Source organism: Isoptericola nanjingensis (genome assembly GCF_050311635.1).
Taxonomy (GTDB): domain Bacteria; phylum Actinomycetota; class Actinomycetes; order Actinomycetales; family Cellulomonadaceae; genus Isoptericola; species Isoptericola nanjingensis.
This window is the reverse complement of record NZ_JBNOZL010000006.1, coordinates 223,618-249,056: the sequence shown is the minus strand read 5'-3', so window position 1 is coordinate 249,056 and position 25,439 is coordinate 223,618. Positions and strand designations below refer to the sequence as shown.

The 25,439-nt window shown below is 75.2% G+C and carries 23 protein-coding genes; 14 read left to right on the top strand and 9 right to left on the bottom strand.

The genetic code is table 11. From position 1 onward, the window contains the following. Positions 1–549 carry a YceI family protein gene (locus tag ACQP6G_RS13690; protein WP_429764966.1) on the bottom strand — a complete coding sequence of 183 codons (549 nt, stop codon included), beginning with the start codon at positions 547–549 and terminating at the stop codon, positions 1–3. Between the two features lie 102 nt (positions 550–651). Between ACQP6G_RS13690 and ACQP6G_RS13685 the strand changes: the two genes are divergently transcribed. The 6 genes from ACQP6G_RS13685 to ccsB all read left to right on the top strand — a co-directional run bounded on the left by ACQP6G_RS13685 (position 652) and on the right by ccsB (position 6,011). Beyond that, a complete protein-coding gene (locus ACQP6G_RS13685) occupies positions 652–1,158 on the top strand; it encodes a MarR family winged helix-turn-helix transcriptional regulator (protein ID WP_429764965.1) in 507 nt (168 codons plus the stop codon). Positions 1,159–1,224: 66 nt separating this feature from the next. Then, positions 1,225–1,869: a histidine phosphatase family protein gene (locus ACQP6G_RS13680; protein WP_429764964.1), complete on the top strand. Its 645-nt coding sequence runs from the start codon at positions 1,225–1,227 to the stop codon at positions 1,867–1,869. Beyond that, positions 1,869–2,489 carry a TlpA family protein disulfide reductase gene (locus ACQP6G_RS13675; RefSeq protein ID WP_429764963.1) on the top strand — a complete coding sequence of 207 codons (621 nt, stop codon included), beginning with the start codon at positions 1,869–1,871 and terminating at the stop codon, positions 2,487–2,489. The genes ACQP6G_RS13680 and ACQP6G_RS13675 overlap by 1 nt, the downstream gene beginning before the upstream one ends. After that, positions 2,489–3,268, top strand: a complete 780-nt coding sequence (locus ACQP6G_RS13670) for a cytochrome c biogenesis CcdA family protein (RefSeq protein ID WP_429764961.1) — start codon at positions 2,489–2,491, stop codon at positions 3,266–3,268. Before ACQP6G_RS13675 ends, ACQP6G_RS13670 begins: the two co-directional genes overlap by 1 nt. Then, positions 3,268–5,004: a cytochrome c biogenesis protein ResB gene (resB, locus tag ACQP6G_RS13665; RefSeq protein WP_429764959.1), complete on the top strand. Its 1,737-nt coding sequence runs from the start codon at positions 3,268–3,270 to the stop codon at positions 5,002–5,004. The genes ACQP6G_RS13670 and resB overlap by 1 nt, the downstream gene beginning before the upstream one ends. Before the next feature lie 2 nt (positions 5,005–5,006). Next, on the top strand, positions 5,007–6,011 hold the full coding sequence (gene ccsB / locus ACQP6G_RS13660) for a c-type cytochrome biogenesis protein CcsB (RefSeq protein ID WP_429764958.1): 1,005 nt from the start codon (positions 5,007–5,009) through the stop codon (positions 6,009–6,011). Between the two features lie 103 nt (positions 6,012–6,114). Here ccsB and ACQP6G_RS13655 read toward each other — a convergent pair whose 3' ends face one another. Next, positions 6,115–6,453, bottom strand: a complete 339-nt coding sequence (locus ACQP6G_RS13655; RefSeq protein ID WP_429764957.1) for a PLD nuclease N-terminal domain-containing protein — start codon at positions 6,451–6,453, stop codon at positions 6,115–6,117. Between the two features lie 55 nt (positions 6,454–6,508). Between ACQP6G_RS13655 and ACQP6G_RS13650 the strand changes: the two genes are divergently transcribed. Next, a complete protein-coding gene (locus ACQP6G_RS13650) occupies positions 6,509–6,784 on the top strand; it encodes a DUF4229 domain-containing protein (RefSeq protein ID WP_429764956.1) in 276 nt (91 codons plus the stop codon). 19 nt (positions 6,785–6,803) lie between these two features. Here the strand turns inward: ACQP6G_RS13650 and ACQP6G_RS13645 are convergent, their stop codons facing one another. Beyond that, positions 6,804–7,673: a 1,4-dihydroxy-2-naphthoate polyprenyltransferase gene (locus ACQP6G_RS13645; RefSeq protein WP_429764954.1), complete on the bottom strand. Its 870-nt coding sequence runs from the start codon at positions 7,671–7,673 to the stop codon at positions 6,804–6,806. A 49-nt stretch (positions 7,674–7,722) separates the two neighbouring features. Then, positions 7,723–8,916, bottom strand: a complete 1,194-nt coding sequence (locus ACQP6G_RS13640) for an AMP-binding protein (protein WP_429764953.1) — start codon at positions 8,914–8,916, stop codon at positions 7,723–7,725. A 142-nt stretch (positions 8,917–9,058) separates the two neighbouring features. On the opposite strand from ACQP6G_RS13640, the gene ACQP6G_RS13635 reads away from it, so the two are divergent. Then, positions 9,059–10,171 (top strand): DUF3048 domain-containing protein, encoded by a 1,113-nt coding sequence (locus ACQP6G_RS13635; RefSeq protein WP_429764952.1) that lies wholly within the window; start codon positions 9,059–9,061, stop codon positions 10,169–10,171. Between the two features lie 77 nt (positions 10,172–10,248). Further along, complete coding sequence (locus tag ACQP6G_RS13630; protein ID WP_429764951.1) at positions 10,249–11,310, top strand: DUF3048 domain-containing protein; 1,062 nt, start codon at positions 10,249–10,251, stop codon at positions 11,308–11,310. 21 nt (positions 11,311–11,331) lie between these two features. Here the strand turns inward: ACQP6G_RS13630 and ACQP6G_RS13625 are convergent, their stop codons facing one another. The 4 genes from ACQP6G_RS13625 to ACQP6G_RS13610 all read right to left on the bottom strand — a co-directional run bounded on the left by ACQP6G_RS13625 (position 11,332) and on the right by ACQP6G_RS13610 (position 16,713). Next, on the bottom strand, positions 11,332–12,960 hold the full coding sequence (locus ACQP6G_RS13625) for an outer membrane protein assembly factor BamB family protein (protein WP_429764950.1): 1,629 nt from the start codon (positions 12,958–12,960) through the stop codon (positions 11,332–11,334). Positions 12,961–12,982: 22 nt separating this feature from the next. Then, a complete protein-coding gene (locus ACQP6G_RS13620) occupies positions 12,983–14,605 on the bottom strand; it encodes a PQQ-binding-like beta-propeller repeat protein (protein WP_429764949.1) in 1,623 nt (540 codons plus the stop codon). Between the two features lie 175 nt (positions 14,606–14,780). Further along, positions 14,781–15,758 (bottom strand): 1,4-dihydroxy-2-naphthoyl-CoA synthase, encoded by a 978-nt coding sequence (locus tag ACQP6G_RS13615; RefSeq protein WP_429764948.1) that lies wholly within the window; start codon positions 15,756–15,758, stop codon positions 14,781–14,783. A gap of 4 nt (positions 15,759–15,762) precedes the next feature. After that, positions 15,763–16,713 carry a DMT family transporter gene (locus ACQP6G_RS13610; protein WP_429764946.1) on the bottom strand — a complete coding sequence of 317 codons (951 nt, stop codon included), beginning with the start codon at positions 16,711–16,713 and terminating at the stop codon, positions 15,763–15,765. A 153-nt stretch (positions 16,714–16,866) separates the two neighbouring features. On the opposite strand from ACQP6G_RS13610, the gene pdxR reads away from it, so the two are divergent. Then, on the top strand, positions 16,867–18,267 hold the full coding sequence (gene pdxR, locus ACQP6G_RS13605) for a MocR-like pyridoxine biosynthesis transcription factor PdxR (protein ID WP_429764944.1): 1,401 nt from the start codon (positions 16,867–16,869) through the stop codon (positions 18,265–18,267). Between the two features lie 74 nt (positions 18,268–18,341). Here pdxR and ACQP6G_RS13600 read toward each other — a convergent pair whose 3' ends face one another. Continuing rightward, the gene (locus tag ACQP6G_RS13600; RefSeq protein ID WP_429765195.1) at positions 18,342–20,063 is read right to left on the bottom strand and encodes a BCCT family transporter; all 1,722 of its coding nucleotides are present in this window, start codon (positions 20,061–20,063) and stop codon (positions 18,342–18,344) included. Between the two features lie 350 nt (positions 20,064–20,413). On the opposite strand from ACQP6G_RS13600, the gene ACQP6G_RS13595 reads away from it, so the two are divergent. From ACQP6G_RS13595 to ACQP6G_RS13580, 4 genes are all read left to right on the top strand, one after another. Continuing rightward, positions 20,414–20,581 carry a hypothetical protein gene (locus ACQP6G_RS13595; RefSeq protein WP_429764943.1) on the top strand — a complete coding sequence of 56 codons (168 nt, stop codon included), beginning with the start codon at positions 20,414–20,416 and terminating at the stop codon, positions 20,579–20,581. 92 nt (positions 20,582–20,673) lie between these two features. Further along, positions 20,674–21,690 carry an o-succinylbenzoate synthase gene (locus tag ACQP6G_RS13590; RefSeq protein ID WP_429764942.1) on the top strand — a complete coding sequence of 339 codons (1,017 nt, stop codon included), beginning with the start codon at positions 20,674–20,676 and terminating at the stop codon, positions 21,688–21,690. Further along, positions 21,687–23,522 carry a 2-succinyl-5-enolpyruvyl-6-hydroxy-3-cyclohexene-1-carboxylic-acid synthase gene (menD, locus tag ACQP6G_RS13585; RefSeq protein ID WP_429764940.1) on the top strand — a complete coding sequence of 612 codons (1,836 nt, stop codon included), beginning with the start codon at positions 21,687–21,689 and terminating at the stop codon, positions 23,520–23,522. The genes ACQP6G_RS13590 and menD overlap by 4 nt, the downstream gene beginning before the upstream one ends. Positions 23,523–23,618: 96 nt before the next feature. Continuing rightward, positions 23,619–25,424 (top strand): S1C family serine protease, encoded by a 1,806-nt coding sequence (locus ACQP6G_RS13580; protein ID WP_429764938.1) that lies wholly within the window; start codon positions 23,619–23,621, stop codon positions 25,422–25,424. The last annotated feature ends 15 nt before the right edge of the window (positions 25,425–25,439 follow it).

Genomic DNA, 25,439 nt, shown 5'->3' with positions numbered 1-25,439 from the left:
TCAGCTCTGCTTGATGGCCGAGACGTCGAGGGCGATCTTGACCTTGTCGCCCACGAGGACGCCGCCGGTCTCGAGCGCGGCGTTCCAGGTCAGGCCGTAGTCCTTGCGCGAGATCTCGATCTCGGACTCGAAGCCCGCGCGCGGGTTGCCGAAGGGGTCGGTGGCGGTGCCGGTGAACTCGGTCGGCAGCTCGATCGAGTTGGTGACGCCGTTGATCGTGAGGTCGCCGGTGATCGTGTAGTCGTCACCGTCGGTGGAGATGCCCTTGGACGCGAAGGACCAGACCGGCTTCTCCTCGGCGTGCCAGAAGTCGGCGCTCTTCAGGTGGCCGTCGCGGTTCTCGTCGCCCGTGTTGACCGACGCGGCGTCGAGCTCCGCGGTGACGGCCGTGGACTCGAGGTCGTCACCCACGGTGATCGCGCCGGACGCGATGGCGATCGTGCCGCGCACCTTGGCGATCCCGGCGTGGCGCACGGAGAACGAGGCGGTCGAGTGGGCGGTGTCGATGGCGTAGGTACCGGCGGTCAGGCCTGCGGGCAGCGCGGTCATGGTGTCTCCCTCGGGTTGGGTCGTGCTGACGTTCACCAAGATAGTTGATGAATCAACTATCGTCACGAGGGGTGGAACGCGGCGCTCTCGTAACCTATTCCCGTGGGTGCGACGAGTGCGCGGGAGCGCGACGACGAGGGCCGGGCGGACGTGCGCTGGCTCGACGTGGAGCAGCAGTGGGCATGGCGACGGTTCCTCGAGGGGACGTCCCGCTTCTTCGAGGCGCTCGGGGACGCCCATGACCAAGGGCTGCCCGTCACGCTCGGCGAGTACCACCTGCTGGTGCAGCTCTCCGAGGCGCCGGGACGGACGCTCCGGATGTCGGCGCTCGCGGACTTCCTCGCGCTGTCGCGCAGCCGCCTGACGCACACGGTCGACCGCATGGAGCGGCGCGGGCTCGTGGTCCGCACGCCGGTGCCGGGCGACCGTCGCGGCGTGAACTGCGTCATGACCGACGCCGGGTACGCGGCGCTCGTCGATGCCGCACCCGGCCACGTCACCGCCGTCCGTCGCCTGCTGGTGGATGCCCTCACCCCCGAGGAGTTCGCGACCCTGGGCCGCGCCATGGCGAAGGTGGCGGACGCGGCCAGGGGGCCGGCGGCCCCCTGACGTGAGCGCCGTCACGCTTGGCTGGACGGGACCTGGGTACCCCGGAGTTCTGGGACACTGGGACCCATGGCCACCACCACCGTCCATCTCGTACGGCACGGCGAGGTCCACAACCCGGACGGCGTCCTCTACGGGCGCATCCCCGGCTACCGCCTGTCCGACCGCGGCCAGGCGATGGCGCGCCGCGTGGCGCAGCACCTGTCCGGCGCGGGCCGCGACGTCGTCGCCGTCGTCGCCTCCCCGCTGCAACGTGCGCAGGAGACCGCGACGCCCACGGCCGAGGCCTTCGGCCTGACGCTCGCCACCGACCACCGGCTCGTCGAGGCGGGGAACCACTTCGAGGGCACGACGATCGGGAAGAACCCGGGGCAGCTCGCCAACCCGAAGTACTGGCGCTACCTGTGGAACCCGCTGCGCCCGTCGTGGGGCGAGCCGTACGCGGACCAGGTGACCCGGATGCGTGCCGCCGTGGACGACGCGCGTCGCGCCTACGAGGGCCACGAGGTCGTGCTGGTCAGCCATCAGCTCCCGGTGTGGGTCACGCGCCGGTCGTACGAGGGCGGCTCCCTGGCGCACGACCCGCGCCGTCGTCAGTGCGCCCTCGCGTCGATGACGTCGCTGACGTTCGACGGCGAGACGTTCGTGGGCCTGCACTACACCGAGCCCGCCGCCGACCTGCTCGCCGGCGCCGACCCCGTGCCGGGGGCATGATGCGCACCGTCCGATCGCGCGTGCTCCGGCGCGCCTCCGCCGCCGTCGGCGCCGTCCTCGGCCTCGGCCTGCTCGCCGCGTGCGGCGCCCAGGACTCGGGCGCCGGCGACGTCGTCGGGCAGGGCTTCGTCTCCGGCGACGGCTCCGTGAAGCAGTGGGACGCGGGCGACCGCGAGGACCCCGTGACCGTCGAGGGCACGTCGTTCGAGGGCGACGAGGTGAGCACCGCCGACTGGCTCGGCGACGTCGTCGTGGTCAACACCTGGTACGCCGGGTGCGCGCCGTGCCGCGCCGAGGCCCCCGACCTCGTCGCCCTGGCCAACGAGCGCGAGGCCGACGGCGTGCAGGTGCTCGGCATCAACACGGAGGACGAGGCCGGCGCCGCCACCTCGTTCCAGCGCACCTTCGACGTGCCCTACCCGTCGATCGAGGACCGCAGCGGACAGGTCGTGGCGAGGCTGTCCGGCGTCGTGCCGCTGCAGGCCGTGCCGTCGACCGTCGTGCTCGACGCCGAGGGTCGCGTTGCGGCCCGCGTCATCGGCCAGGCCGAGGCGTCGACGCTCGACGCGATCGTCGACGAGGTGCTCGCCGAGTCGGGCGACGGCGCGAAGGGCGCCTGATGGGCGAGACGTTCGCGACCACGGTGTTCAGCGGCTCGATGCTGCTGGCGCTGCCCGTGGCGCTGATCGCCGGCCTCGTGTCGTTCGCCTCGCCGTGCGTGCTGCCGCTGGTGCCCGGCTACGTCGGGTACGTCAGCGGCATGGCCGCCGCGTCGGCCGGCACGGGCGCGAAGGGGCGGCCCGGGATGCCCCAGGACCCGGCCCGCCGCCGCGTCGTCGCCGGCGTGGCCCTCTTCGTCCTCGGCTTCACCGCGGTGTTCGTGGCGTTCATGGCCGCGGCGGGGGCCATCGGCTCCTACCTGGTGCAGTGGGAGGGCATGATCATGCGGGTGCTCGGGGTCGTCGTGATCCTCATGGGCCTCGCCTTCCTGGGCGCCGTGCCGTTCCTGCAGCGCGAGCGGCGCATGCACCTGAGCCCCCGGGCGGGCCTGTGGGGCGCGCCGCTGCTGGGCGTCGTGTTCGGCCTCGGCTGGACCCCTTGCATCGGCCCGACGCTCGCGGCCGTGCAGACGCTGGCGCTCGACCAGGCGTCGGCCGGCCGCGGCCTGGTGCTCGGCGTCGCGTACTGCGTCGGGCTGGGCGTGCCGTTCCTGCTCGTGGCGCTCGGCCTGCAGTCCTCGCAGCGCATGCTCGGTTTCCTGCGCCGGCACCGCCTGGGCATCCAGCGCGCGGGCGGCGCCCTGCTGGTGCTGGTCGGCCTGGCGCTGGTCACGGGGCTGTGGTCCACGTGGACCAGCCAGCTCCAGGGCTGGATCGGCGGATTCGTGACGGTGGTGTGATGAGCGAGAAGGCGACGTACCGACCGGAGGGCATCAACGACGCGTTCGTCGAGGGCCGCGCCGACGCCGGGCCCTCGTCCCCGGCCGAGGGGCCGGCCAGGCCCGCCGGCCCGAGCCTGCCCACGCTGGGCTGGCGCGGCATGCTGCGCTGGACGTGGCGCCAGCTCACGAGCATGCGCGTGGCGCTCATGCTGCTCATGCTGCTCGCCGTCGCGGCCGTCCCCGGCTCGGTGCTGCCGCAGCGCGGCCAGGACGCCGCCGCAGTGCTCGAGTACCTCGGTGACCACCCCACGCTGGGGGAGTGGCTGGACCGGTTCGGCTTCTTCGAGGTCTACAGCTCGGTCTGGTTCTCGGCCATCTACATCCTGCTGTTCGTCTCCCTCGTGGGCTGCATCGTGCCGCGCACGCTCGCGCACGCCCGCAACCTGCGGAACCGGCCGCCCCGGACGCCGGTGCGGTTCGGCCGCTTCCCTGCCACCGCCGAGACCAGCACGACGGCGTCTCCCGACGAGGTCGTCGAGGCCGTGGCCGGCCACCTGCGCGGCCCGCTGCGTCGCCTGCCCACGTTCCGGGTCGACGTCGGGTCGGAGGAGCCGCGGCTCGGCCGCCCGGCCACCCGCACGGTGGCGGCGGAGCGCGGCTACCTGCGCGAGACCGGCAACCTCGTGTTCCACCTCGCCCTGCTGGGCCTCCTGGTGTCGGTCGCCCTCGGCCAGCTGATGCACTACCGCGGCCAGGCGATCGTCACGGAGGGCCGCGGCTTCGCGAACGCCGTCGTGGACTACGACACCTTCGACAAGGGCGCCTGGTTCCGGCCGGCGTCGCTGTCGCCGTTCTCGATGACGCTCGACTCGTTCGACTCCGAGTTCGCCTCCGACACCGTGGCGTTCGCGCAGGCGCGCGACTTCACCGCACACGTGACGGTCACCGAGCCGGACGGCGGCCAGCACTCCGACCAGATCAAGGTCAACTCCCCGCTGACGGTCGACGGCGCCAAGATCTACCTGCAGGGCAACGGCTTCGCCCCGGAGATCACCGTCAAGGACGGCGCCGGCGAGATGGCGTTCTCCGGCCGCGTCCCGTTCCTGCCCGAGGACACCATGTACACGTCGCGCGGCGTCGTGAAGGTGCCGGACGTGTCGGAGGGCCAGGAGCAGATCGGCCTGGTCGGCTACTTCCTGCCCACCGCCGTCGTCGACCAGGACGGGTCGGCCCGCTCCGTCTTCCCGCAGCCGCAGAACCCGCTCATGGTGCTCGAGGTGTACCGCGGCGACCTGGGCCTGGACGACGGCGTGCCGCAGAACGTGTACCGCCTCGACACCGCGTCCCTCACGCCGTCGGTGGACGAGGACGGCGAGACGATCAAGCTGCTCGTGAAGCCGGGGGAGACGGTCGAGCTGCCCGACGGCCTCGGCACCGTCACCCTGGGGCAGGACGTGCCCCGCTACGTCGCCCTCGACCTGCGGTACGACCCGTCCCTCGCCTGGGTGCTGACCTTCTCCCTGCTGGCCCTCGCCGGCCTCGCGGTCTCGCTGTTCACGCCGCGCCGCCGCGTGTGGGTGCGATCATGGGAGACCACGGACGACGACGGCAGGGCCGTCACGCACGTCGAGCTCGCCGGGCTCGCGCGCGGGGACGACGCCGGCCTGCAGCGCGAGGTCGACAAGGCCCTGGCAGCGGTGCCGGGCCACGCCGACGATCCCGACGACCACCAGAGAACCGCCACGGAGGACTGACCATGCAGATCGCCGAGCTGAGCGTGCTGCTCGTCTGGGGCGCCGCCACGGCGCTCACGATCGCGCTCGTCGCGTTCGCGATCGACCTGGGCCGGCGCACGGAGGCGCGGGCCGAGGCCCACGCCGAGGCGCGCACGCCCGTCGCGGTGGGGGCCGCGTCCCGGCCCACGCTCGCGCCTGCGAGCACGGTGCCCGGCGCCAGGGACGGCGCGTCCGCCCCCGCGCGCCGTCGCGCCGCGGGCATCGCGATGTCGACCACCTGGCTGGGCACCGCCCTGCTCCTCGCGGCCATCGTGCTGCGCGGGCTCGCCGCGGGCCGCACCCCCTGGGCGAACATGTACGAGTTCACGCTGGTGGGGTCGTTCATGGCGCTCGCCGTGTTCCTCGGCATGAACGTGCGCAAGGACTTCAAGTTCCTCGGCGCGTTCGTCACCGGCCTGTCCGTGCTGTTCCTGGTGCTCGGCCTGAACGTCTTCTACGTGGCGGCGACGGGCGTGCAGCCGGCCCTGCAGAACTACTGGCTGGTCATCCACGTGGGCGTCGCGATCAGCGCCACCGGCATCTTCACCGTCGCGTTCGTGGCCTCGGTGCTGCAGCTCGTGCGCGACAGCCGCGACTCCGGGTCCCCGTACCTGCAGCGCCCCGGCTTCCGCTGGCTCGACCGCGTGCCCACCCCGACGTCGCTGGAGGCCCTGTCCTTCCGCCTCAACGCCGTCGGCTTCGTGCTGTGGACCTTCACCATCATCGGCGGCGCCATCTGGGCCGAGCACGCCTGGGGCCGCTACTGGGGCTGGGACCCCAAGGAGGTCTGGAGCTTCGTCATCTGGGTCGTGTACGCGGCGTACCTGCACGCCCGCACGACCCGCGGCTGGGACGGCCGCCGCGCCGCCTGGTTCGTCATCGTCGGCTACCTGTGCGTGCTGTTCAACTTCACCGGCGTGAACCTGATCTTCAACGGCAAGCACTCGTACTCGGGCCTCAACACCGACACCACCGGCGGCGCCTGAACCCTGCCGAGATAGAGAGGCTCCCCGCCGAGATAGAGAGGCTCCCCGCCGAGATAGAGAGGCTCCCCTCTCTATCTCGGCGGGGAGCCTCTCTATCTCGGCACTAGGACTCGCCGCGCTCACGGCGGCGCTTCTCCTGCTCCAGGCGCCACAGGAACTCGGGGTCGTCGTCGGGCGCCACGGGGCCGGACGGGCGGCGCGGGCCGGAGGGGCCGGGCCGCCGGGGGCGGGACGACGGCCCGCGGCCGCCGGACGCCCGGCGCGCGGACTGCTTGACGACGATCCACGCGACGGCGCCGAAGATCGGCAGCAGCACGATGATCACCGCCCACAACCAGCGGGGGAGCCCGCCGCGCTCGTCCTCCTCGGAGCCGAACAGGTCGAGAAGGGCGTACAGGGCGAGCCCCACCACGAGGAGGGGCAGGATCACACGCGCGAACATGCCTCCAGCCTAGTTCGGCGTCGGGATGCTCAGGAATCGCGCCTACCCTGGAACCGTGCCCCTCGTCATGTACACCGTCTGGCGGATCCTGCTGTTCGTCGCCGCCCTCGGCGCCGGCTACCTGCTCGGCCTGCGCAGCTGGCTCCTCGTCCTGGTCGCCGCCGTCGTGGCGTTCGCCGTCTCGTACCTCGCCCTGAGCAAGCCGCGGGACGCCGCCGCGCGCTGGCTGGCGGAGAAGGAGCAGCGGCGCAAGGACGGCTCCGACAAGCACGACGTCGACTCCGACTACGAGGACTCCGTCGTGGACCGGGAGCACCCCACGGCCGGTTGAGCCGGCGGGCGAGCAGGCGTCAGAGCGCCAGGCCGAGGGCCAGCAGCACGCCGTAGGCGAGCTCGAACATCCCGGTGCCGGCGAGCACCTTGACGAGCAGCGGCCCGCGCGCCCCCGCGATCACCGGGGCGACGAGCAGCGCGGCGGGCAGCAGCAGCACCGTGACGAGCAGCGCCCACGGCGACCAGGCCGCGCACACCATGCCCAGCACCACGGGCAGCAGGATGCAGGCGGCGTACCAGCGCCGGGCGCGGTGGTCGCCGAGGCGGACGGCGAGGGTCCGCTTGCCCGCGACGACGTCGGTCGGGATGTCGCGCACGTTGTTCACCATGAGCAGGCCGCACGCGATCATGCCGACGCCGACGGCGCCGAGCACGGACGGCCAGGTGAGGGTGTCCGCCTGGGTGTACGTGGTGCCGAGCGTCGCGACGAGCCCGAAGAACACGAACACGCCCACCTCGCCGAGCCCCGCGTAGCCGTACGGGTGCTTGCCGCCCGTGTAGTACCAGGCGGCCAGCACGCACAGCACGCCCACCGCGAGCAGCCACCAGTGCCCGCTGACGGCGCACAGCGCCAGGCCGAGCACCCCGGCGACGCCGAACGACGCGAACGCGGCGCCCTTGACGCGGCGGGGCGGGGCGATGCCGGACGCCGTGAGGCGCAGCGGACCCACACGGTCCACGTCGGTGCCGCGGACGCCGTCCGAGTAGTCGTTGGCGTAGTTGACGCCCACCTGCAGGGCGAGCGCGACGCCGAGCGCGAGGACGGCGGGCAGCCACGCGAAGGCGTCGACGTCCGCCGCGGCACCCGACCCGATCAGCACCGGCGCGGCCGCGGCCGGCAGGGTGCGGGGGCGTGCTCCGGCGATCCACTCGCTCGTCGTGGCCATGGTTCTCCGTCCGTCGGTGCGGCGCCGGGGCGTCGCGTGCGCGAGCAGGTCAGGCGTGCGCCTCGTGCTCGCGGACGAGGGCGACGACGCCGCTGCGGTCCACCTTGCCGGGGCCGCGCAGCGGGAGCGCGGCCGCGGCGTACACGCGGCGGGGCGCGGACGGCGCACCCAGCCTAGTCGCCACCGAGGACCGGACCCGCGCCAGCGCGTCGTCGTCGACGGGCGCGATCCGCGGCCCGCCCGACGAGGCCAGGGTCGCGACCACGGCCACGAGCACCTGCCCCCACTCGGCGTCGGGCACGCCGACGACGCACGCCTCGCCGCCGAGCAGCTCACCGACCAGCGCCTCGACGGGCGCCGGGGCGACGTTGACGCCGCCGGTGACGACGACGTCGTCCGCCCGGCCGAGCACCTCCAGCGTGCCGTCGGGGGCGAGGCGGCCGAGGTCGGACGTGCGGAACCAGCGCGACCCGTCGGCGTCGGTGCGGAACGCCGCGGCCGTGGCGGCGGCGTCGCCCAGGTACCCGGCCGCGAGCGTGGGCCCGCCCAGCTCGACGACCCCCACCTCCCCTGACAGGTCGGGAGGGACGACGCGGACCCGGACGTCGCGCAGGGGCGCGCCGTCGTACACGCAGCCGCCGGCGGTCTCGGACATGCCGTAGGTCGTCACGACGCGCACCCCCGCCTCGGCGGCGCGCGAGAGCAGGGCGGGCGGGGACGCCGCGCCGCCCAGCAGCACCGCCGCGCAGCGGGCGAGCGCCGCCAGCCCACGGGGCGCGCCGTCCTGGGCGGCGGCGAGCAGGCGGTGCACCTGGGTGGGGACCAGCGACACGTACACCGGGTCGTCGCCGGCGTCGAGGACCGGCGCGAGCAGGTCGGCCAGGCCGTCGGGCGTGAACCGCGCGTCCGGCCGCGCGGCCGTCAGCGGCGTGCCCGCGAGCACCGACCGCACCACCACCTGCAGGCCGGCGACGTGCGTGGGCGGCAGCGTCAGCACCCACCGACCAGGGCCGCCGAGCCGCTCGTGCGTGGCCGCCGCGGACGCGCGCAGCGCGTCGGCCGGCAGCGCGACCTCGCGCGGCGTCCCCGTCGAGCCGGACGTGCGCACCACCAGCGCCGTGCCCGGCGCCACGGGGGCCGTCGTCGTGCGGGGCAGCGGGACGACGGCGGGGCCGTCGTCGAGCGCGGCGCGCACGGCGTCGCGGAGCGCGTCGACGGACGGGGGCAGGGACGCGAGGGGCACCGCACCAGCGTAGGTCCGGGTCGGTCCGGGTCGGTCCGGGTCGGTCCGGGGCCCGTCCGGGCCGTGACGGGCCTGCCGTAGGGTGGCACGGTCGCGGCCCGGGAGCCCCCGGGCCGCACGCACGTCGAGGAGGACGCCGAGGATGCCCACGAAGCCTGCGGGCGCGCCCCGCGGCGCCCGGACCGGGGCCGTCGGCGCGCTCGTCGCGCTCGCCCTGCTGGCCACGGCCGCCTGCGGCGTCGGCGAGCCCGCCGCGCCGCCCACCGTCACCGCCGCGCCGGACGTCTCCGTGCCGAAGGCGGCACCGCCCGACCCGGTGAAGCCCCAGCCGAAGCCGAAGCCGAAGCCCGTCGTCTGGCCGCTCAACGGCAGGCTGACCGGGACGAAGAAGGTCCCCGCCCGGCCGGCCGTCGCGGTGAAGATCGAGAACTCGACCGCGGCGCGGCCGCAGTCCGGGCTGCAGCAGGCGGACATCGTCTGGGAGCAGGTGGTCGAGGGCGGCATCAGCCGGTACGTCGCCGTCTACCACTCGAAGCTACCCGGCACCGTCGGGCCCGTCCGGTCCGTGCGCCCCATGGACCCGGCCATCGTCGCCCCGATGCGCGGCATCCTCGCCTACTCGGGTGGGCAGCCGCCGTTCATCCGCGCCGTCGGCCGCGCCAAGGTGCAGTCCGTGACGATGGACAGCGGCGACCCCGGCTTCCGGCGCAGCGGCGACCGGGCCGCCCCGCACAACGTGTACGGCTCGGTGAACGCGTTCGCGAAGCAGGCGAACAAGAGCCGCGCGACCCCGCCGCCCGCGCAATTCAACTACGCCGCCAAGGTCGGGCAGGGGACCGCCGCGACGAACGACCGCAAGGGGCGCGTCGCCGACGTCCGGCTCTCCCCGGCGCAGCGCACCGTGTGGCGATGGACGTCGAAGACGAAGACGTACGCCCGCTTCGACGGCTCGGCCCCCTCGATCTCCTCCGGGAGCCAGCTGCGGGCCCGGAACGTGCTGCTCCTGTCCGTGACCATGAAGAACACGAAGTACCGCGACCCGAGCGGCGCCCCGGTGCCCGAGACGCAGATGGTGGGCCGCGGGAAGGGCGTGCTCCTCACCCGCGGCAAGGCGCTCAGCGTGACCTGGTCGAAGAAGTCGACGGGCAAGAAGCTGATGCTGAAGACCCGCGGCGGCGATCCCGTCCGCCTCGACCCGGGCAACCTCTGGATCGAGCTCGTGCCGCGCGGCACCGGGTCGTGGCGGGTGCGTTGACGCCGGATCGGGGCGTTCCCGGCCTACGGTGAGGGCGTGTGACCGCGCGCACGGCCCGTGACCCCGGGAGGACCCGCATGACCGCCACGCCCCGCCCGTCCCGCACCCGGCGTGCCGCAGCGCTGACGGTCGCCGCCGTCCTGGCGCTGGCGGCGTGCTCGTCCGGCGGGTCTCCGACGCCGACCGTGACGCCGGGCAGCACCGCCGACAAGGGCGCCCCACCGTCGCCCACGATGCCGTCGGCCTGGCCGCTCACCGGGGTGCGGTCGGACGACGTGGCGGCCCGGCCGGCGCTCGCGGTGAAGATCGAGAACGCGCCGGAGGCGCGCCCGCAGACCGGCCTCGAGGACGCCGACCTCGTGTGGGAGGAGGTCGTCGAGGGCGGCATCACACGGTTCGTCGCCGTGTACCACTCGCGGGTCCCGAAGGCGGTGGAGCCCGTGCGCTCGGTGCGGCCCATGGACCCCGACGTCGTCGCCCCGCTCGGCGGCATCCTCGCCTACTCGGGCGGTCAGGCGCCGTTCATCGCGGCGGTGGAGAAGTCCGGCACCCAGTCGGTCATCATGGACCGCGGCGACGCGGGCTTCTCCCGCGACCCGGGTCGCGCCGCGCCGCACAACGTCGTCGGGGACCCGAAGGCCTTCCTCGACCAGGCCGACGACGAGCGCACCGTGCCGCCGCCCGCCCAGTTCCGGTACGCGGGCAAGGCGGGCGACGGAACCGCAGCGGCCGACGGCACGAAGGCGGCCACTCTCGACGTGACCCTCAGCCCGGCGCAGCGCAGCGTCTGGGACTGGTCCGGGGAGGACAAGAAGTGGCTGCGCAGCGAGGGCTCGAGCGAGTCGGTGTCGTCGTCGGGGAAGCGGCACGAGGCCACCAACGTGCTCGCGCTGTCCGTGGACGTGGTGGACACGAAGTACAAGGACCCGGCCGGGGCCCCCGTCCCCCAGACCGAGCTGATCGGGAAGGGCAAGGGGGTGCTGGCGTCCGCCGGCAGGACGGTGTCCGTGCAGTGGTCGAAGAAGGACCAGAAGTCCCCGGTCGAGCTGACCCGCGACGGCGAGCCCGTCGAGCTCGACCCCGGCAGCACGTGGATCGAGCTCGTCCCCAAGGACGGCGGGAGCTGGAAGGCGTCCTGATCGGCCCGGGTGCGCCTGCGGCTACGGCCGGCCGAGCCCCGACATGACGCTCCCGGCGGACACCAGGTGACCGCCTGCGGAGAACAGCCCCCACAGGTCGCTCTCGTGGGGCTGCTCCCACACGGTGGTCCCGTCGCGCAGGTCAAGGGCGAGGAGTCGGCTGCCGGACACGAACTCGCCGGTGTCGGCATCCACCGTCGCGCCGGTGGTCGCGAGCAGGAGGCGCGTGCCGTCCGTCACGGCCCCGCTGACGTACGCGCTGCCGCTCGCGTCGCGGTCGCCGATCACGTCCGTCCGGCGCCATCTCTCCTCGCCCGTGCGCGCGTCGAGCGCCGCGACGGCCGTCTCGCCCGCGACGACGACCGTGTCGCCCACGCGGGCGACGGGCGACGCGTACTCGTCGATCGAGGACGACCAGTCGGTCCTGCCGTCCGCGCCGACCGCCGCGAGCGCCGGCGCGTCCCCGTCGCCGCCGCGCACGGCGAGCACCGGACCTGTCGGGTCGGCGTCCACGAGGGGGACCTGCGCCAGGCCACGGACGGCCGTCAGCCGCTCGCCGTGCGCGTCGAGGACCTCGCTCACGTCGCCCTGGGCGAGGTAGCCGCCGCCCGGCAGCGGCGCCAGCATGCTCGCCCCGTCGCCGAGGTCGACGACGTCGCCCATGGGCGTCACCGCGCGCTCGAGCCCGCACAGGCTGAGGACGGTGGACGTCGGCGTCGCGTCGATCCACGGCTGGGGCGCGAGGGCCGTGCCGCCCGGGCCGCCCTCCGAGAACCCGCAGCTGCCGATGTCGTCCGCGGACAGGTGGAGGGACACCTCGGTGCGCTCCTCGCCGGTGGCGGCGTCCAGCACCCGCATCGTCGGGTCCGCCCGGCCCGCGTCCCGGAGCGTGCGCAGGACGTCCGCGTCGTCGTCGCCCTCGTGCCACGGGAACTCGGTCGTCGACGCGAGGTCGTCGAGGACGGCGACGGAGCCGTCCGCCGCAGGGAGCACCTGGGGCCAGACCGGCGCGTTGCCCGAGTCGTCGGATGCGGACGACAGGTCGAGCTCTCGCTCTCCGAGCACGGTGCCGGCGTCGTCGAGCACCGTGACGGTGTCGAGGTCCTCGACGCAGACGACGGTCCGCACCGGGGTGCGCCAGTCGACCGGGGTCCAGGGGGTGGGCCCGCACATCGCGCCGTCGTCGAGAGGGTGCTCCCACACCACGTGGCCGGACGCTGCGTCGATCGCCCGGACACCGGCGCTGTCGGTGACGGCCAGGACGCCGCCCGAGAAGACTGCAGCGACGCTCGAACCCTCCGAGAGGGACCAGACCACGTCGAGCGGCGCGGACAGGTCGTCCACGACGCCGGGCAGGCCCTGCACGGCCTCGGCGCGCAGGCGCTCGGCGCGGGCGTCGAGCAGGCCCGGGGCGACGGCAGCTCCTGCCACGGCGACCACGACGACGGCCGTACCGGCCGCGACGGCGGCGCGGCCTCGCCGGGACAGGCCGCGCCAGCGGGCGAGGGCCCGGTCGCGCAGGTCCGCCAGGTGTCGGCGGCCCTCCTCGGGCCGGTCGTCCGGGGCACCGTCGGGCGCGTCCTCGCGCTCGTCGTCGGGCACGAGCTCGAAGGTGGTCATCGGCTCGGGGCGACGGAACCTCGGAGGCATGACCGGAGGCTACCGGCGGCCGTCAGCCCAGGCCGTGGACGACGCCGTCGAAGGCCACCACGTGGCCGTCGATCGCCATCAGCCACTCGAGGAACCCGGCCTGCTTCCGCCGCTCCCACGCCGTCGTGCCGTCCCGCAGGTCGAGGGCGACCAGCCTGTGGTGCTCGCCGTCGCCACCGATGCCGACCAGCAGGCGGGTGCCGTCGGTGACCGCCCCCGCGACCCAGTCGCCCGAGCCGTAGCCCGAGACCTGCAGCAGGTCGTCACGCGCCCAGACCTCGTCGCCGGTCCGCGCGTCGAGACCGACGAACCCGTCGGCATCCTGCACGACGACGACGCCCGAGACCCGCGCGAGCACGCCGCCCAGGTCGTCGACCGTCGCGACCCACCGCTCCGCACCGTCCGGGGCGAACGACGCGAGGCGCAGCGCCGACGGGCCCTCGCCCACCCCCGTCAGCGCGAGGTAGGAGGAGCCGGGGGCGTCGTCCACCGTCGGCGGGACCGACCACCCCGGCACCGTGGCCACGACCGTGCCGTCGCCGTCGAGCACGGTGCTCTCGTCCTGGCCCGGGACGACGTGCCGCCCGCCGGGGAGCGGCATCGCCCACTGGCCGTCGGCCCCGGCGTCGAGCACGGTGCCGTCGGGGGTGAGGCGGACCGCGCCGCCGCACACGGAGAGCACCGTCATCGACGGGGACGCGTCGACCTGGGGTTCCGTCATGAGCTCGGCGGCGGTGCCCTCGTCCTGCACCATGCCGCACTCCCCGAGGTCCTCCGGCCGGAGCCGGACGGTCGCCTCGCCCCGCACCTCGCCGGTGAGCGCGTCCTCCACGCGCAGCGTCGGGTCCGTCCAGCCGTCGGCGCGGAGCTCGCGCAGGGTGTCCGCGCCGGGCAGGTCGTCCGCCGGCCAGGGCGCGGTGGCGTCCGTGATGCCGTCGACCACCGCGACCGCCCCGGCGGCGGCGGGCACCACCACGGGGGCGCCGTCCGGCCCCCCGTCGCCGAACGTGTCGATCCTGGCGGGGCCGATCGACCGCTCGCCCACGACCGTGCCGGCGGTGTCGAGCACCGTGACGGTGCGGTCGTCCGGGTCGCCGCTGACGCAGACGACGACGGCGGCGGGCGGGACCGGGTCGGTCTGGTAGCCCCGCTGCGGGCCGCACGTCGGGAAGGTGCCGACGTCGTGCCGCCACGTCTCGCGGCCGGTGCCAGCGTCGAGCGCCGACACGGCCGTACCCTCCGTCGTGAGCACGAGGCCGCCGCGCAGCGTCGCCAGGCTGCCGTTGCCGTTCGTGAGCTGCCACGTCTCGGTCAGCGGCTCGGACAGGTCGCCGACGGCCCCGGGCAGGGCCTGCACGGCCTCCGCGCGCAGCCGCTCCGCGCGGGCGTCCAGCAGGCCGGGGGCGGCCACCGCGGTGGCGGCGGCGAGCACGACGACGGCGGTGCCGGCCGCGACGACGACGCGGCCGCGACGGGACAGGGCGCGCCAGCGGGTGACGGCGCGGCCGCGCAGGGCAGCCAGCCGTCGTCGGGCGGCGCCGGGCTCCGGGTCGTCCGGGGCGTCGTCGGGCCCGTCCTCGCGCTCGTCGTCCGGCACGAGCTCGAAGGTGGTCATCGGCTCGGCGCGACGGAACCTCGGCGGCATGACGGGAGGCTACCCGCGGCGCGGCGGCCCGGACGTGGTCACCGCCGCCGCACCCGGGTGAGAAATCGCCGGGGGCGCTCGCCGGTCAGTGGTCGAGGCGGCGCCGGCGATCGACCGCGAACCTGGCCGCCCCGGCGTCGTCCGTGCGCGCCACCCGGGGTCAGAAGGCGTCGGGTCAGAAGGCGTACGGGAAGCGCGACCAGTCGGGGTCGCGCTTCTCGAGGAAGGCGTCGCGGCCCTCGACGGCCTCGTCGGTGAGGTAGGCGAGGCGCGTGGCCTCCCCGGCGAAGACCTGCTGGCCCATGAGGCCGTCGTCGGCGAGGTTGAACGCGAACTTCAGCATCCGGACCGCCTGGGGGGACTTGCCCGCGATGGTGCGCGCGTACTCGATCGCCAGGCCCTCGAGGTCGTCGTGCTCGGCCACCTCGTTGACGCCGCCCCAGCGCTCGGCGTCGTCCGCCGAGTACTCGCGGGCGAGGAAGAAGATCTCCCGGGCGCGCTTCTGCCCCACCTGGCGCGCGAGGTAGGCGGAGCCGTAGCCGCCGTCGAACGAGCCGACGTCCGCGTCGGTCTGCTTGAACCGTCCGTGCTGGCGGCAGGCGATCGACAGGTCCGCCACGACGTGCAGCGAGTGCCCGCCGCCCGCGGCCCAGCCGTCCACGACGGCGACGACGACCTTCGGCATCGTGCGGATGAGTCGCTGCACCTCCAGGATGTGCAGGCGCCCGGCGCGGGCGGGGTCGACGGCGTCCGCGCCGTGCTCCTCGCCGCCGCCGTCGTCGGCGGTCGTGTACTGGTAGCCGGAGCGGCCGCGGATGCGCTGGTCGCCGCCGGAGCAGAACGCCCAGCCGCCGTCCTTCGGGGACGGGCCGTTGCCGGTGAGCAGCACGGTGCCGACGTCGGAGGTCATGCGGGCGTGGTCGAGCACGCGGTACAGCTCGTCGACGGTGTGCGGGCGGAACGCGTTGCGCACCTCGGGGCGGTCGAACGCGACGCGCACCACGGGCAGGTCGCGCACGACGGCGCCGTCGGCGTCGCGCGCCACGCCGCGGTGGTAGGTGAGGTCGGTGAGGCCCTCGAACCCGGCGACCTCGCGCCATCGCGCGGGGTCGAACGTGTGGGAGACGGTGCGGGGGAGAGGTGCGCTGCTCACGCCGTCACCCTAGTTCGTCGGCGCGGCTCGTCGGCGCGGCTCGTCGGCGCGACGACGACAGCCCCAGCACGAGACCCGCCGCGACGACGAGCGCTCCCGCGACGCCGTGCGCCGTCGGAGCCTCGACACCGAGCGCGAGGGAGGCCGCGAGGGCCGCGACGGGCATCAGCCCCGCGAAGAGCCCGGCGCGGGCGGGGCCGACCCGGGCGAGGCCGGTGTACCAGAGCAGGAAGGCGACCGCGGTGACGACGACGGACAGGTAGGCCAGGGCCGCGAGCTCGCCGCCGTCGGGCGCGGCGAGCAGCGGCCCGGGCGCGAGCAGGCCGAGCAGCAGGAGCTGCGGGACCGCCGCGACGCAGGCGTACGCCGAGACGCGCAGCGGTCCCAGCGTCGGCAGCAGCGGCACGGCGAGCAGCGAGAACGCCGCCTCGCACGCGAGCGCCCCGACCGCGAGAGCCAGCCCGAGCGGGTCGGCCGACCCGAGGCCGTCGACGAGCGCCACCCCCGCTGTCACGACGACCGCCGCCGCGAGGGTCCGTGGGGCGAGCCGCCGTTCGCGGACGGCCTGCGTCGCGGCCAGGACGACGGGCGTGGCACCTACCACCGCACCCACCAGCGAGGGCTCGGCGTGCCGGGTGGCGAGGACGACGAACGCGCTGAACCCGGTGAGCCCGGTGGCGGCGAGCGCGACGAGGCGGGCGGCCTGGCGCGGGCGGGGCAGCACGAGCGCGACCCATCGCCACCGCATCACGGCGAGCAGGCACAGGGCGGCGACGCCGTAGCGGACTGCCTGCCCGCCCGCCAGGGGGTAGTCGGAGAGCGCCGCGGAGGCGGTGAACGACGCGCCGACGAGTGCCATCGCGGCGGCGCAGCGGGCGTACGCGCCGGCGAGGTCGCCCGTCCCCGGCGACGTGACGGCGGTGGCGGCGCCCGCGGCGCCTGTCGAGGTGGTCATGCCGTCGACGCTACGAGCGCGCTGGACCGGCGGGCAGGGCCAGTTCGGTGCTGGTTCACTGGTCCAGATGGCACAGGTGTCCAGATGGCACAGGTGGCCGGATGCCGCAGGTGGCCGGATGCGGACGTGCGGCCGGACGAGGAGCGTGACGTGATGAGGCGGCTGCAGCCGGAGGACCTGCTCCTCGTGCTCGGCGCGCGTCCGCCGACCGACGTGGGTGCCTGGTTGCGCGACGGCCTGCGGGACGCCGTCGCGACGGGGCGGCTCGAGCCCGGCGCGACGCTGCCGTCGTCGCGCACCGCGGCGGCGGGGCTGGGCGTCGCGCGCGGCACGGTCGCGGCGGCGGTGGACGAGCTCGTCGGGGAGGGGGTGCTCGAGAGCCGGCCCCGCTCGAGCGTCGTCGTCGCCGACCTCGACCGGCGTCCCCGCGGCGCGGCCGCCAGGCCGGCAGGCCCCGGCCCGGGGGCGGAGCGCCCGGCCAGCGTCGGGGCGCCCGACCCGGCGCTCTTCCCCCGCGCGGCCTGGGCGCGCGCCGTGCGCGACGCGATGCGCGAGCTGCCCGACGCGGAGCTGGGCTACCCGGACCCGCAGGGCCTGCTCGGGCTGCGCCAGGCGCTCGCCGCGCACCTGCGGACCGCGCGCGCCGCCCCGGTCGAGGCCGAGGACGTGGTGGTCGTGAGCGGCGTCGCGCAGGGGCTGGCGCTGCTCGGCGAGGTGCTCGCGGGAGGAGGCAGCGGCCGACGGGTGGTCGTCGAGGACCCCGCGTCGCCCGGCGTCGTCGCACAGCTGCGCGACTCGGGCCTGGAGGTCGTCCCCGTGCCCGTCGACGACCGCGGGCTCCGGACCGACGCCCTGCCCGACGCCGCGGCGGCCGTCGTGACGCCCGCACACCAGTTCCCGCTCGGAGTCGTCCTGGCGCCCGACCGGCGTCGCGAGCTCGTCGCCTGGGCGCAGGACGGCGGCCGCCTGCTGCTGGAGGACGACTACGACGCCGAGCTCCGGTACGACCGGCAACCCGTCGGCGCCCTGCGCGGCCTGGACCCGGAGCGCGTCGCGCTGCTCGGCTCGGTGTCCAAGCTGCTGTCCCCGGCGCTGCGGCTGGGCTGGGTCGTCGCGCCCGCCGGGGTGCGGGAGGCGCTCGTCGACGCCAAGCGCCGCGCCGACCTCGGCTGCTCGGTGCCTGAGCAGGCCGCGTTCGCGCGGCTGATCGCCGACGGCGCGTACGCGCGGCACCTGCGCCGGGCCAGGCTGACGTACAAGCGCCGTCGGGGGCTGCTGCTCGACGCGCTCGCGCGCGACGCCCCGCACCTCCCCGTCGAGGGCGTCGCCGCAGGCCTGCACCTCGTCGTGCGGCTGCCCGACGGCGACGGCGAGGCGCGGGCGGTGTCCGCGCTGCGCGGCGCCGGCGTGCCGGCGGAGCCGCTGTCCGGCACGTCGGCGCACCCCGGGGCCCGGGGTGTCGTCGTCGGCGCCGCGCGGGTGCAGGGCACCGCCGTGCCGCGGGTCGTCCAGATCCTGCGTTCGGCCGCCGACGGTGCCGAGGCTCGCGCGTAGCTGCCCACGGAGCCCGCCGGGACGGGTGCGGGGCCCGGTGTCGGCGCGCCCCGCAGGTTCCGGCGCCGCCCGCGTCAGTGCTGCGGCTCCTCGGGTTCGCCGTCGACCCCGTCGGTGGGCTCCGCGCGGGCCATCACGTCGCCAGGAAGATCGACCTCGTCGGGCACCTCGACGCCCTCGGGCGTGATCGGCCGGTCGGAGGGCTCGACCGCGATCGCGAACTCGTCCCCGTGCTCGGTGACGCCGGCGATGACCGCCTGCTTGACGGCCTCCCGGGCGTACTTCTGCCGGACGATCATCGGGTCCTGGCTGAGGTCCCGGGTCAGCGAGACCATCAGCAGCACCATCACGACCACGAACGGCAGGGCGACCAGGATGGTGAGGTTCTGGAGGCCGGTGAGCGCGTCGTTCCCGCCCACGAGCAGCATCACCGCGGCGACCGCACCTGTCGCGACACCCCAGAAGACGACGTTGGGACGGCTCGGTTCGGCGCTGCCCCGCTGCGACAGCGTGCCCATGACGATGGAGGCGGCGTCCGCGCCGGAGACGAAGAAGATCGCGACCAGGATCATCACGACCACGGTGGTGAGCGACTGCCACGGGTACTCGCCGAGCATCCCGAACAGCTGCGCCTCCGTCTCCCCGGCGCCGGCGATGTCGGTGCCGCCCTTCTGGAGGAAGAGGCTCGCGCCCCCGAAGACGCAGAACCACACGATGGTGACCAGGCTCGGCACCAGGAGGACGCCGCCGACGAACTGGCGGATCGTCCGGCCGCGGGAGATCCGGGCGATGAACATGCCGACGAAGGGCGTCCAGGAGATCCACCAGGCCCAGTAGAAGACGGTCCACTGCGCGAGCCAGTCGCTGGTGGAGACACCGCCGGGGGTGGAGGAGCTGTCGGCGCCGGTCCGGGCCGCCATCATCGCCAGGTCCTGGAAGTAGGTGCCGATCGAGTTCGGGATGAGGTTCAGGATGAACACCGTCGGCCCGACCACGAAGACGAACACCGCCAGCGCCAGGGCCAGCACCATGTTGATGTTCGACAGCCACTGGATGCCGCGGGCGACGCCCGAGACCGCCGAGAGCACGAAGCAGACCGTGAGCACCGCGATGATCGCGACCAGGACGCCGTTGCCCACGTCGCCGGCCCAGCCGACGACCTGCAGGCCGCTCTTGATCTGCAGCGCACCCAACCCGAGCGAGGCGGCCGAGCCGAACAGCGTCGCGAAGATCGCGAGCATGTCGATGACCTTCCCGGCCGGGCCGTGCGCGTGCCGGCCCAGCAGCGGCTCGAACACCGAGGAGATCAGCTGCTTGCGGCCCTTGCGGTAGGCGCTGTAGGCGATCGCCAGCCCGACCACGGCGTAGATCGCCCAGGGGTGCAGCGTCCAGTGGAACATCGTGGTGGACATCGCGTGCTGGACGGCCTCGGGGTCGCCGGCGTCGACGGTGCCCGGCGGCGGGTCCACGTAGTGGGCGAGCGGCTCGGCGACGCCCCAGAAGATCAGCCCGATGCCCGTCCCGGCGGAGAACATCATCGCCACCCAGGACACCGTGCGGAACTCGGGTGCCTCGCCGTCGGCGCCGAGCGGGATGGCGCCGAACCTGCTGATCGCCAACCACAGGCTGTACACGACGAACAGGCTGGCGGTCAGCACGAAGAGCCAGCCCATGTTCGTGGTCACCCAGCCCAGGGCCGAGCTGGAGGCGCTGGCCAGTCCGTCGGTGTCGACGAAACCCCAGACGAGGAAGGCGACGGCCACGGCGGCGGTGACCCCGAAGACGATCCAGTCCATCGGGCTGCGCCGATGCTCGTCGATCCCGATCGGGTAGTCCAGTGCGGGGTGCGGCACGACCTCGGCGGTGGGCGACCTGAGCGCGCGCCCGACCCTGTCCGCCGCGTCGTGCGCGTGCCGCCTCGCGCCGCGCTGTTCGACCTTGCCCGATTGCTCGTTCACTGCACAACCCCGTCCGTGACTTTGACGCCAGCTCCGTGTGCCCAGGTGGGACGGCGTCCGACCGTCTCGCACCTGGCCTCGTCGTGCAACCGCTGCGTGGCCACCGCGCGGGGACAGGGGCGCGGCCCGTCGCGGCACGCCCGGCGCTCCTCCCGACCGCGCGCCGAGAGCGGGCGCACCCTGGAGGCATGAGCGTGCGGGAACCGGACGACGACGTGGTGGACCCGGAGGACGTCGCGCACGAGATCTTCGTGTACGACGCCGAGACGGTCCGCCGCGACGCCGAGCGCATCGGTGGCCGTCCCGCTCCGAGCCCGTTGTCGTACGTGCCGGAGCTGACGGACTTCACCGACTGACCGCCGGGCGACCTCCGGGGCGAGGGCCACCTGGCGTCCTGGCGTGCCCGCGTCCTGCGACCGGCTCCCGTGCCGGCCAGTAACCTGAACGGGTGCAGCTGCTGCGTGAGATCGTGTACCGCACCCCGCTGACCACCCGGTTTCGCGGCCTCGACGTGCGCGACGGCGTGCTGCTGCGGGGCGACGCCGGCTGGGGCGAGCTGTCCCCGTTCTGGGACTACGACGACGCGGAGTCCGCGACCTGGCTGCGCGCCGCGCGCGAGGCCGCCGACGTCGGCTTCCCCGCCCCGGTCCGCGACCGCGTGCCGGTGAACGTCACCGTGCCGGCGGTCGGACCTGAGCGGGCGCGGGAGATCGTGCTCGCGTCCGGCGGCTGCCGGACCGCCAAGGTCAAGGTCGCGCAGCGCGACCCGTCGATCGCCGGACGCCCCGGCGCGCTCGAGCCGCTGGAGGCGGAGGAGGCCCGGGTCGCCGCCGTCCGCGCCGTGCTCGACGAGCTGCACGGCCCGGGCGTCGCCGCCGTCCGCGTGGACGCGAACGGCGGCTGGACCACCGACGAGGCGCTCGCGCGCATCCCCGTGCTCGACGCCGCCGCGGGCGGTCTGGAGTACGTCGAGCAGCCGTGCGCCACCGTCCCCGAGCTGGCCGCCGTCCGGCGCGGGCTGCGCTCGCCCGTCCCGGTCGCCGCGGACGAGTCGATCCGCCGCGCCGCGGACCCGCTGCGGGTGGTGCGCGAGGACGCCGCGGACGTCGTCGTGCTCAAGGTGCAGCCGCTGGGCGGCGTGCGCGCCTGCCTCGACCTCGCCGAGCGGGTGGGGCTGCCGGTCGTCGTGTCGTCGGCCCTCGAGTCGTCGGTCGGGCTCGCCGCGGGCGTGGCGCTCGCGGCCGCGCTGCCGGAGCTGCCCTACGCGTGCGGCCTCGCGACCTCGCAGCTCCTCGTCCACGACGTCGTCGCCGACCCGCTCCTGCCCGTCGACGGCGCGCTGCCCGTGCGCCGCCCCGCGCCCGACCCTGCCGCCCTCGCCGCGGCCCAGCCGGACCCGGGCACGCGCGACCGCTGGCTGGCCAGGTACGCCCGCCTGTCGGCCCTGCTCGAGGAGGCCGCGTGAGCGCCGCCCTGCCGCCGTCGATCGTCGCGGCGCGGGCGATCGTGGCCGACCTCGCGCTCCAGGGCGTGCGGGACGTCGTGCTGGCTCCGGGCTCCCGGTCGGCCCCGCTCGCGTACGCGCTCGCCGAGGCCGCGGACGTCGGCCTGCTCACGCTGCACGTGCGCGTCGACGAGCGGACCGCCGGCTTCCTCGCGCTGGGCCTCGCGCGCGGCAGCGAGCCCGTGCTCCGGCACGCGGGCGGCGAGCCGGTCCAGGTGCCGCGCCCCGTCGCCGTCGTCACGACCTCCGGCACCGCCGTGGCCAACCTCCATCCCGCGGTCCTCGAGGCCCACCACTCCGGCGAGCCCCTCGTGGTGCTCGCCGCCGACCGCCCGCACGAGCTGCGCGGCACCGGGGCCTCGCAGACGACCGACCAGGTGGGGATCTTCGGGACCGCCGTGCGGTACGCCGTGGACCTCCCCGCCCCCGACGGGCGCGACGGCGAGGTGCGCGACCTGCTCGGCGCGCTCGGCCGAGCGCTTGCGGCGGCGCAGGGGCTGCGCGACCGGCACCCCGGCCCCGTGCACGTGAACGTCGCGTTCCGCGACCCGCTGCACCCGCCGGTGCCGCTCGCCCCGCTCCCGCCCGCGGAGACCTGGCCCGCCGGCTTCCGCCGCACGACCGTCGCCCCGCCCGCCCCGGGCCCCGGCGGGGACCCGGCCCTGCAGGGAGATCCGGCGCGCACGCTCGTCGTCGCCGGCGACGGTGCCGGGCCGGTCGCGCGCGCCGTCGCCGAGGCGCAGGGCTGGCCGCTGCTCGCCGAGCCGTCGTCGGGCGCGTGCGGCGGGCCGAACGCGGTGGCGGCCTACCGCTCGGTGCTGGGCGTCGAGGAGCTGACCCGCGCCGTCGAGCAGGTGGTCGTCTTCGGGCGCCCGACGCTGTCCCGCCCCGTGCAGCGGCTGCTGGGGCGGCCCGACGTCGTCGTCACGGTCGTCGCGCCCGACGGCGGGCCGTGGCCGGACGCCGCCCGCAACGCGGAGCTGGTCGTCCCTGCGCTCGCCGACCGGTGGTCGTCGCCGACGACGCCCGTCGGGGCCGGCTCCGAGGGCGACGGCGGGTTCCTCGACCGGTGGCGCGCCGCCGGACGCGCCGCCGCCGCCGTCGTGGACGCCGCGACCGCGGACGCCGCCGTCGCCGAGGGGCTGCTGACGGCCCCCCATGCCGCTCTCGCCGTCGCGCGCGCCGTGGCGTCCGTGCTCGGGCCCGACGACCTGCTCGTCGTCGGGTCGTCCAACCCCGTGCGGGACCTCGACCTCGTGCTCGGGCTGGACCACCCCCAGGCCGGCGAGCTGCCCGACGTGCTCGCCAACCGCGGGCTGGCCGGCATCGACGGCACCGTGTCGACCGCGACGGGCGTCGCGCACGCCGCCGCCCGCCAGGGCCGCCGCACCCGCGCGCTGGTCGGCGACCTCACCTTCCTGCACGACGCCGGCGGCCTGCTGCGCGGGCCGCACGAGCCGCCCGTCGACCTCGAGGTCGTCGTGGTGAACGATGACGGCGGGTCCATCTTCGCCACCCTCGAGCACGGCGAGCTCGCGACGTCGTCCGCGCGGGGCGCCGCCACCTTCGAGCGCGTCTTCGGCACCCCGCACGGAGCGAACCTGGCCCAGCTGTGCGCCGGGTACGGCGTGGACCATCAGCTCGTGCTCGACGTCGGCTCGCTGCGGCACGCCCTGCAGGCGCCGACGCGGGGCGTGCAGGTGATCGAGGTGCACGTCTCGCGCGCCGACCGGCTGTCCGAGACGCGGGACCTCGCGGCGCGCGTCGCCGACGCCGTGCGGGAGACGCTCTGACCTGCGCCGTCACGATTCGCAGGAAGTTCTCAGGTTGAGCCAAGCACCACGCCAGGATGGGGTGGTCTCCTAGGGGCACACATCGAGGAGGGCACCATGAGCACCGACACCCCGGGCGCACCGCAGCCGTCGGGCGCCGACGAGCCGAACCGGAGCGAGAACCCCGCTGAGCGGCCGACCGAGCGGCCGGCCGAGCAGCCGGGCGCCGCGGACCGCACCGCGTCGCAGCCGGCCACGCAGGACACCCAGCACCTCACCGTGCAGCCGACCCAGCAGCTCCCCACCCAGGGGACGCCCCAGCAGGGGCCCCCGCAGCCGCCCGCTCCGCAGCAGGCGTCGCAGCAGTACGGCGCGCAGCAGCCGCGGTACGGGCAGATGGCGGCCGGGTCGCCGTACTACGCGCAGCAGCAGTCCCAGCACCCGCAGGGCGCGCCGCAGCAGTACCAGCAGCAGCAGCACCAGCAGCAGGGCCAGCACCCGCAGGGCCAGCACCCGCAGGGCCAGCCGTACGGCCAGGGCCCGGGCAACCCCTACGGCCTGAACCAGACGTCCCCGCAGCAGGGACCCGGGGGAGGGACCGCCACGAAGCGCGAGCGGTCCGTCTGGGTCCCGGTAGCCAGCGCGGCGGTCATCGCGGCCGTCCTCGCGAGCCTCGGCACCGCGGCGGCGACCGGCGCGTTCGACGCCGGCAACCCGTCGTCGCTGGCGAACGTCGGCGCGAGCTCGCAGGCCACCGACGAGGCCCCGGTCAAGAACTCGACGTCGAACAACCCGAACTGGGAGGCCGTCACGACGGCCGTCGCCCCGTCGGTGGTCGCCATCCAGGTGCAGAGCCAGGCCGGCGGCGCCGAGGGCTCCGGCGTGATCTACGACGACCAGGGCCACATCGTCACCAACAACCACGTCGTCTCGGGCGCGCAGAACGACACCGTGCAGGTCACGCTGTCCGACGGCCGCCTGTACGAGGCGACCATCGTGGGCACCGACCCGACCACCGACCTGGCCGTCGTCAAGCTGAAGAACCCGCCGGACGACCTGAAGCCCGCGTCCTTCGGCTCGTCCGACGACGTCACGGTGGGCGACGCCGTGCTGGCCGTCGGGAACCCGCTCGGCCTGGCGAACACGGCCACCACCGGAATCGTGTCGGCCGTGGACCGCCCGGTCTCGGCGTCGGGGGAGGACGGCAGCACGCAGGTCGTCACCAACGCGATCCAGATCGACGCCGCGATCAACCCCGGCAACTCCGGCGGCCCCCTGTTCAACGCGCAGGGCCAGGTCATCGGCATCACGTCGTCGATCGCCACGATGTCGAGCGGCATGAGCGGCGAGCAGTCCGGCTCGATCGGGCTCGGGTTCGCCATCCCGGTGAACCTCGCGTCGAACATCGCCGACCAGCTCATCAAGGACGGCTCGGCGGAGCACGCGTTCCTCGGCGTGACCATGCAGGACGCGACGGCCACGGCCGACGGCGTCACGCGCCGCGGCGCCAAGGTGGTCGAGGTGTCGTCCGGGTCTCCCGCCGCGGACGCCGGCCTCCAGGCCGGCGACGTGATCGTCGCGATCGACGACGACTCCGTGAACGGCGCCGAGTCGCTCACGGCGTACGTCCGGGAGAAGGCGGCCGACCAGAAGGTCACGCTGACCTACGTCCGCGACGGCAAGACGCAGACCGTCGACGTGACCCTCGCCGTCCGCGACGAGTCCGCCACGACCGGCCAGGGCGACCAGGGCCAGAACGGCCAGGACGACCAGCAGGGTCAGGACCCGAACGGCCAGGACGGCCAGGGTGACCAGAACGGTCAGGACCAGGAGCAGGGCCAGGGCGGCTCCGACTCGTCGGACCCGGGGAACCTGCCCGGCTGGCTCGAGGACCTGCTCCAGGGCGGCAGCGGCAACAACTGAGCCGCGACCGAGCCG

Bases quoted from the DNA above. Each gene is read 5' to 3' on its own strand.
- ACQP6G_RS13655 (WP_429764957.1), bottom strand. From the start codon at position 6,453: ATGTTCGCGCGTGTGATCCTGCCCCTCCTCGTGGTGGGGCTCGCCCTG.
- ACQP6G_RS13675 (WP_429764963.1), top strand. From the start codon at position 1,869: ATGCGCACCGTCCGATCGCGCGTGCTCCGGCGCGCCTCCGCCGCCGTC.
- pdxR (WP_429764944.1), top strand. From the start codon at position 16,867: ATGAGGCGGCTGCAGCCGGAGGACCTGCTCCTCGTGCTCGGCGCGCGT.
- ACQP6G_RS13645 (WP_429764954.1), bottom strand. From the start codon at position 7,673: ATGGCCACGACGAGCGAGTGGATCGCCGGAGCACGCCCCCGCACCCTG.
- ACQP6G_RS13610 (WP_429764946.1), bottom strand. From the start codon at position 16,713: ATGACCACCTCGACAGGCGCCGCGGGCGCCGCCACCGCCGTCACGTCG.
- ccsB (WP_429764958.1), top strand. From the start codon at position 5,007: ATGCAGATCGCCGAGCTGAGCGTGCTGCTCGTCTGGGGCGCCGCCACG.
- ACQP6G_RS13600 (WP_429765195.1), bottom strand. From the start codon at position 20,063: ATGGACTGGATCGTCTTCGGGGTCACCGCCGCCGTGGCCGTCGCCTTC.
- ACQP6G_RS13680 (WP_429764964.1), top strand. From the start codon at position 1,225: ATGGCCACCACCACCGTCCATCTCGTACGGCACGGCGAGGTCCACAAC.
- ACQP6G_RS13580 (WP_429764938.1), top strand. From the start codon at position 23,619: ATGAGCACCGACACCCCGGGCGCACCGCAGCCGTCGGGCGCCGACGAG.
- ACQP6G_RS13630 (WP_429764951.1), top strand. From the start codon at position 10,249: ATGACCGCCACGCCCCGCCCGTCCCGCACCCGGCGTGCCGCAGCGCTG.
- ACQP6G_RS13635 (WP_429764952.1), top strand. From the start codon at position 9,059: ATGCCCACGAAGCCTGCGGGCGCGCCCCGCGGCGCCCGGACCGGGGCC.
- ACQP6G_RS13670 (WP_429764961.1), top strand. From the start codon at position 2,489: ATGGGCGAGACGTTCGCGACCACGGTGTTCAGCGGCTCGATGCTGCTG.
- ACQP6G_RS13690 (WP_429764966.1), bottom strand. From the start codon at position 549: ATGACCGCGCTGCCCGCAGGCCTGACCGCCGGTACCTACGCCATCGAC.
- ACQP6G_RS13620 (WP_429764949.1), bottom strand. From the start codon at position 14,605: ATGCCGCCGAGGTTCCGTCGCGCCGAGCCGATGACCACCTTCGAGCTC.
- resB (WP_429764959.1), top strand. From the start codon at position 3,268: ATGAGCGAGAAGGCGACGTACCGACCGGAGGGCATCAACGACGCGTTC.
- ACQP6G_RS13625 (WP_429764950.1), bottom strand. From the start codon at position 12,960: ATGCCTCCGAGGTTCCGTCGCCCCGAGCCGATGACCACCTTCGAGCTC.
- ACQP6G_RS13595 (WP_429764943.1), top strand. From the start codon at position 20,414: ATGAGCGTGCGGGAACCGGACGACGACGTGGTGGACCCGGAGGACGTC.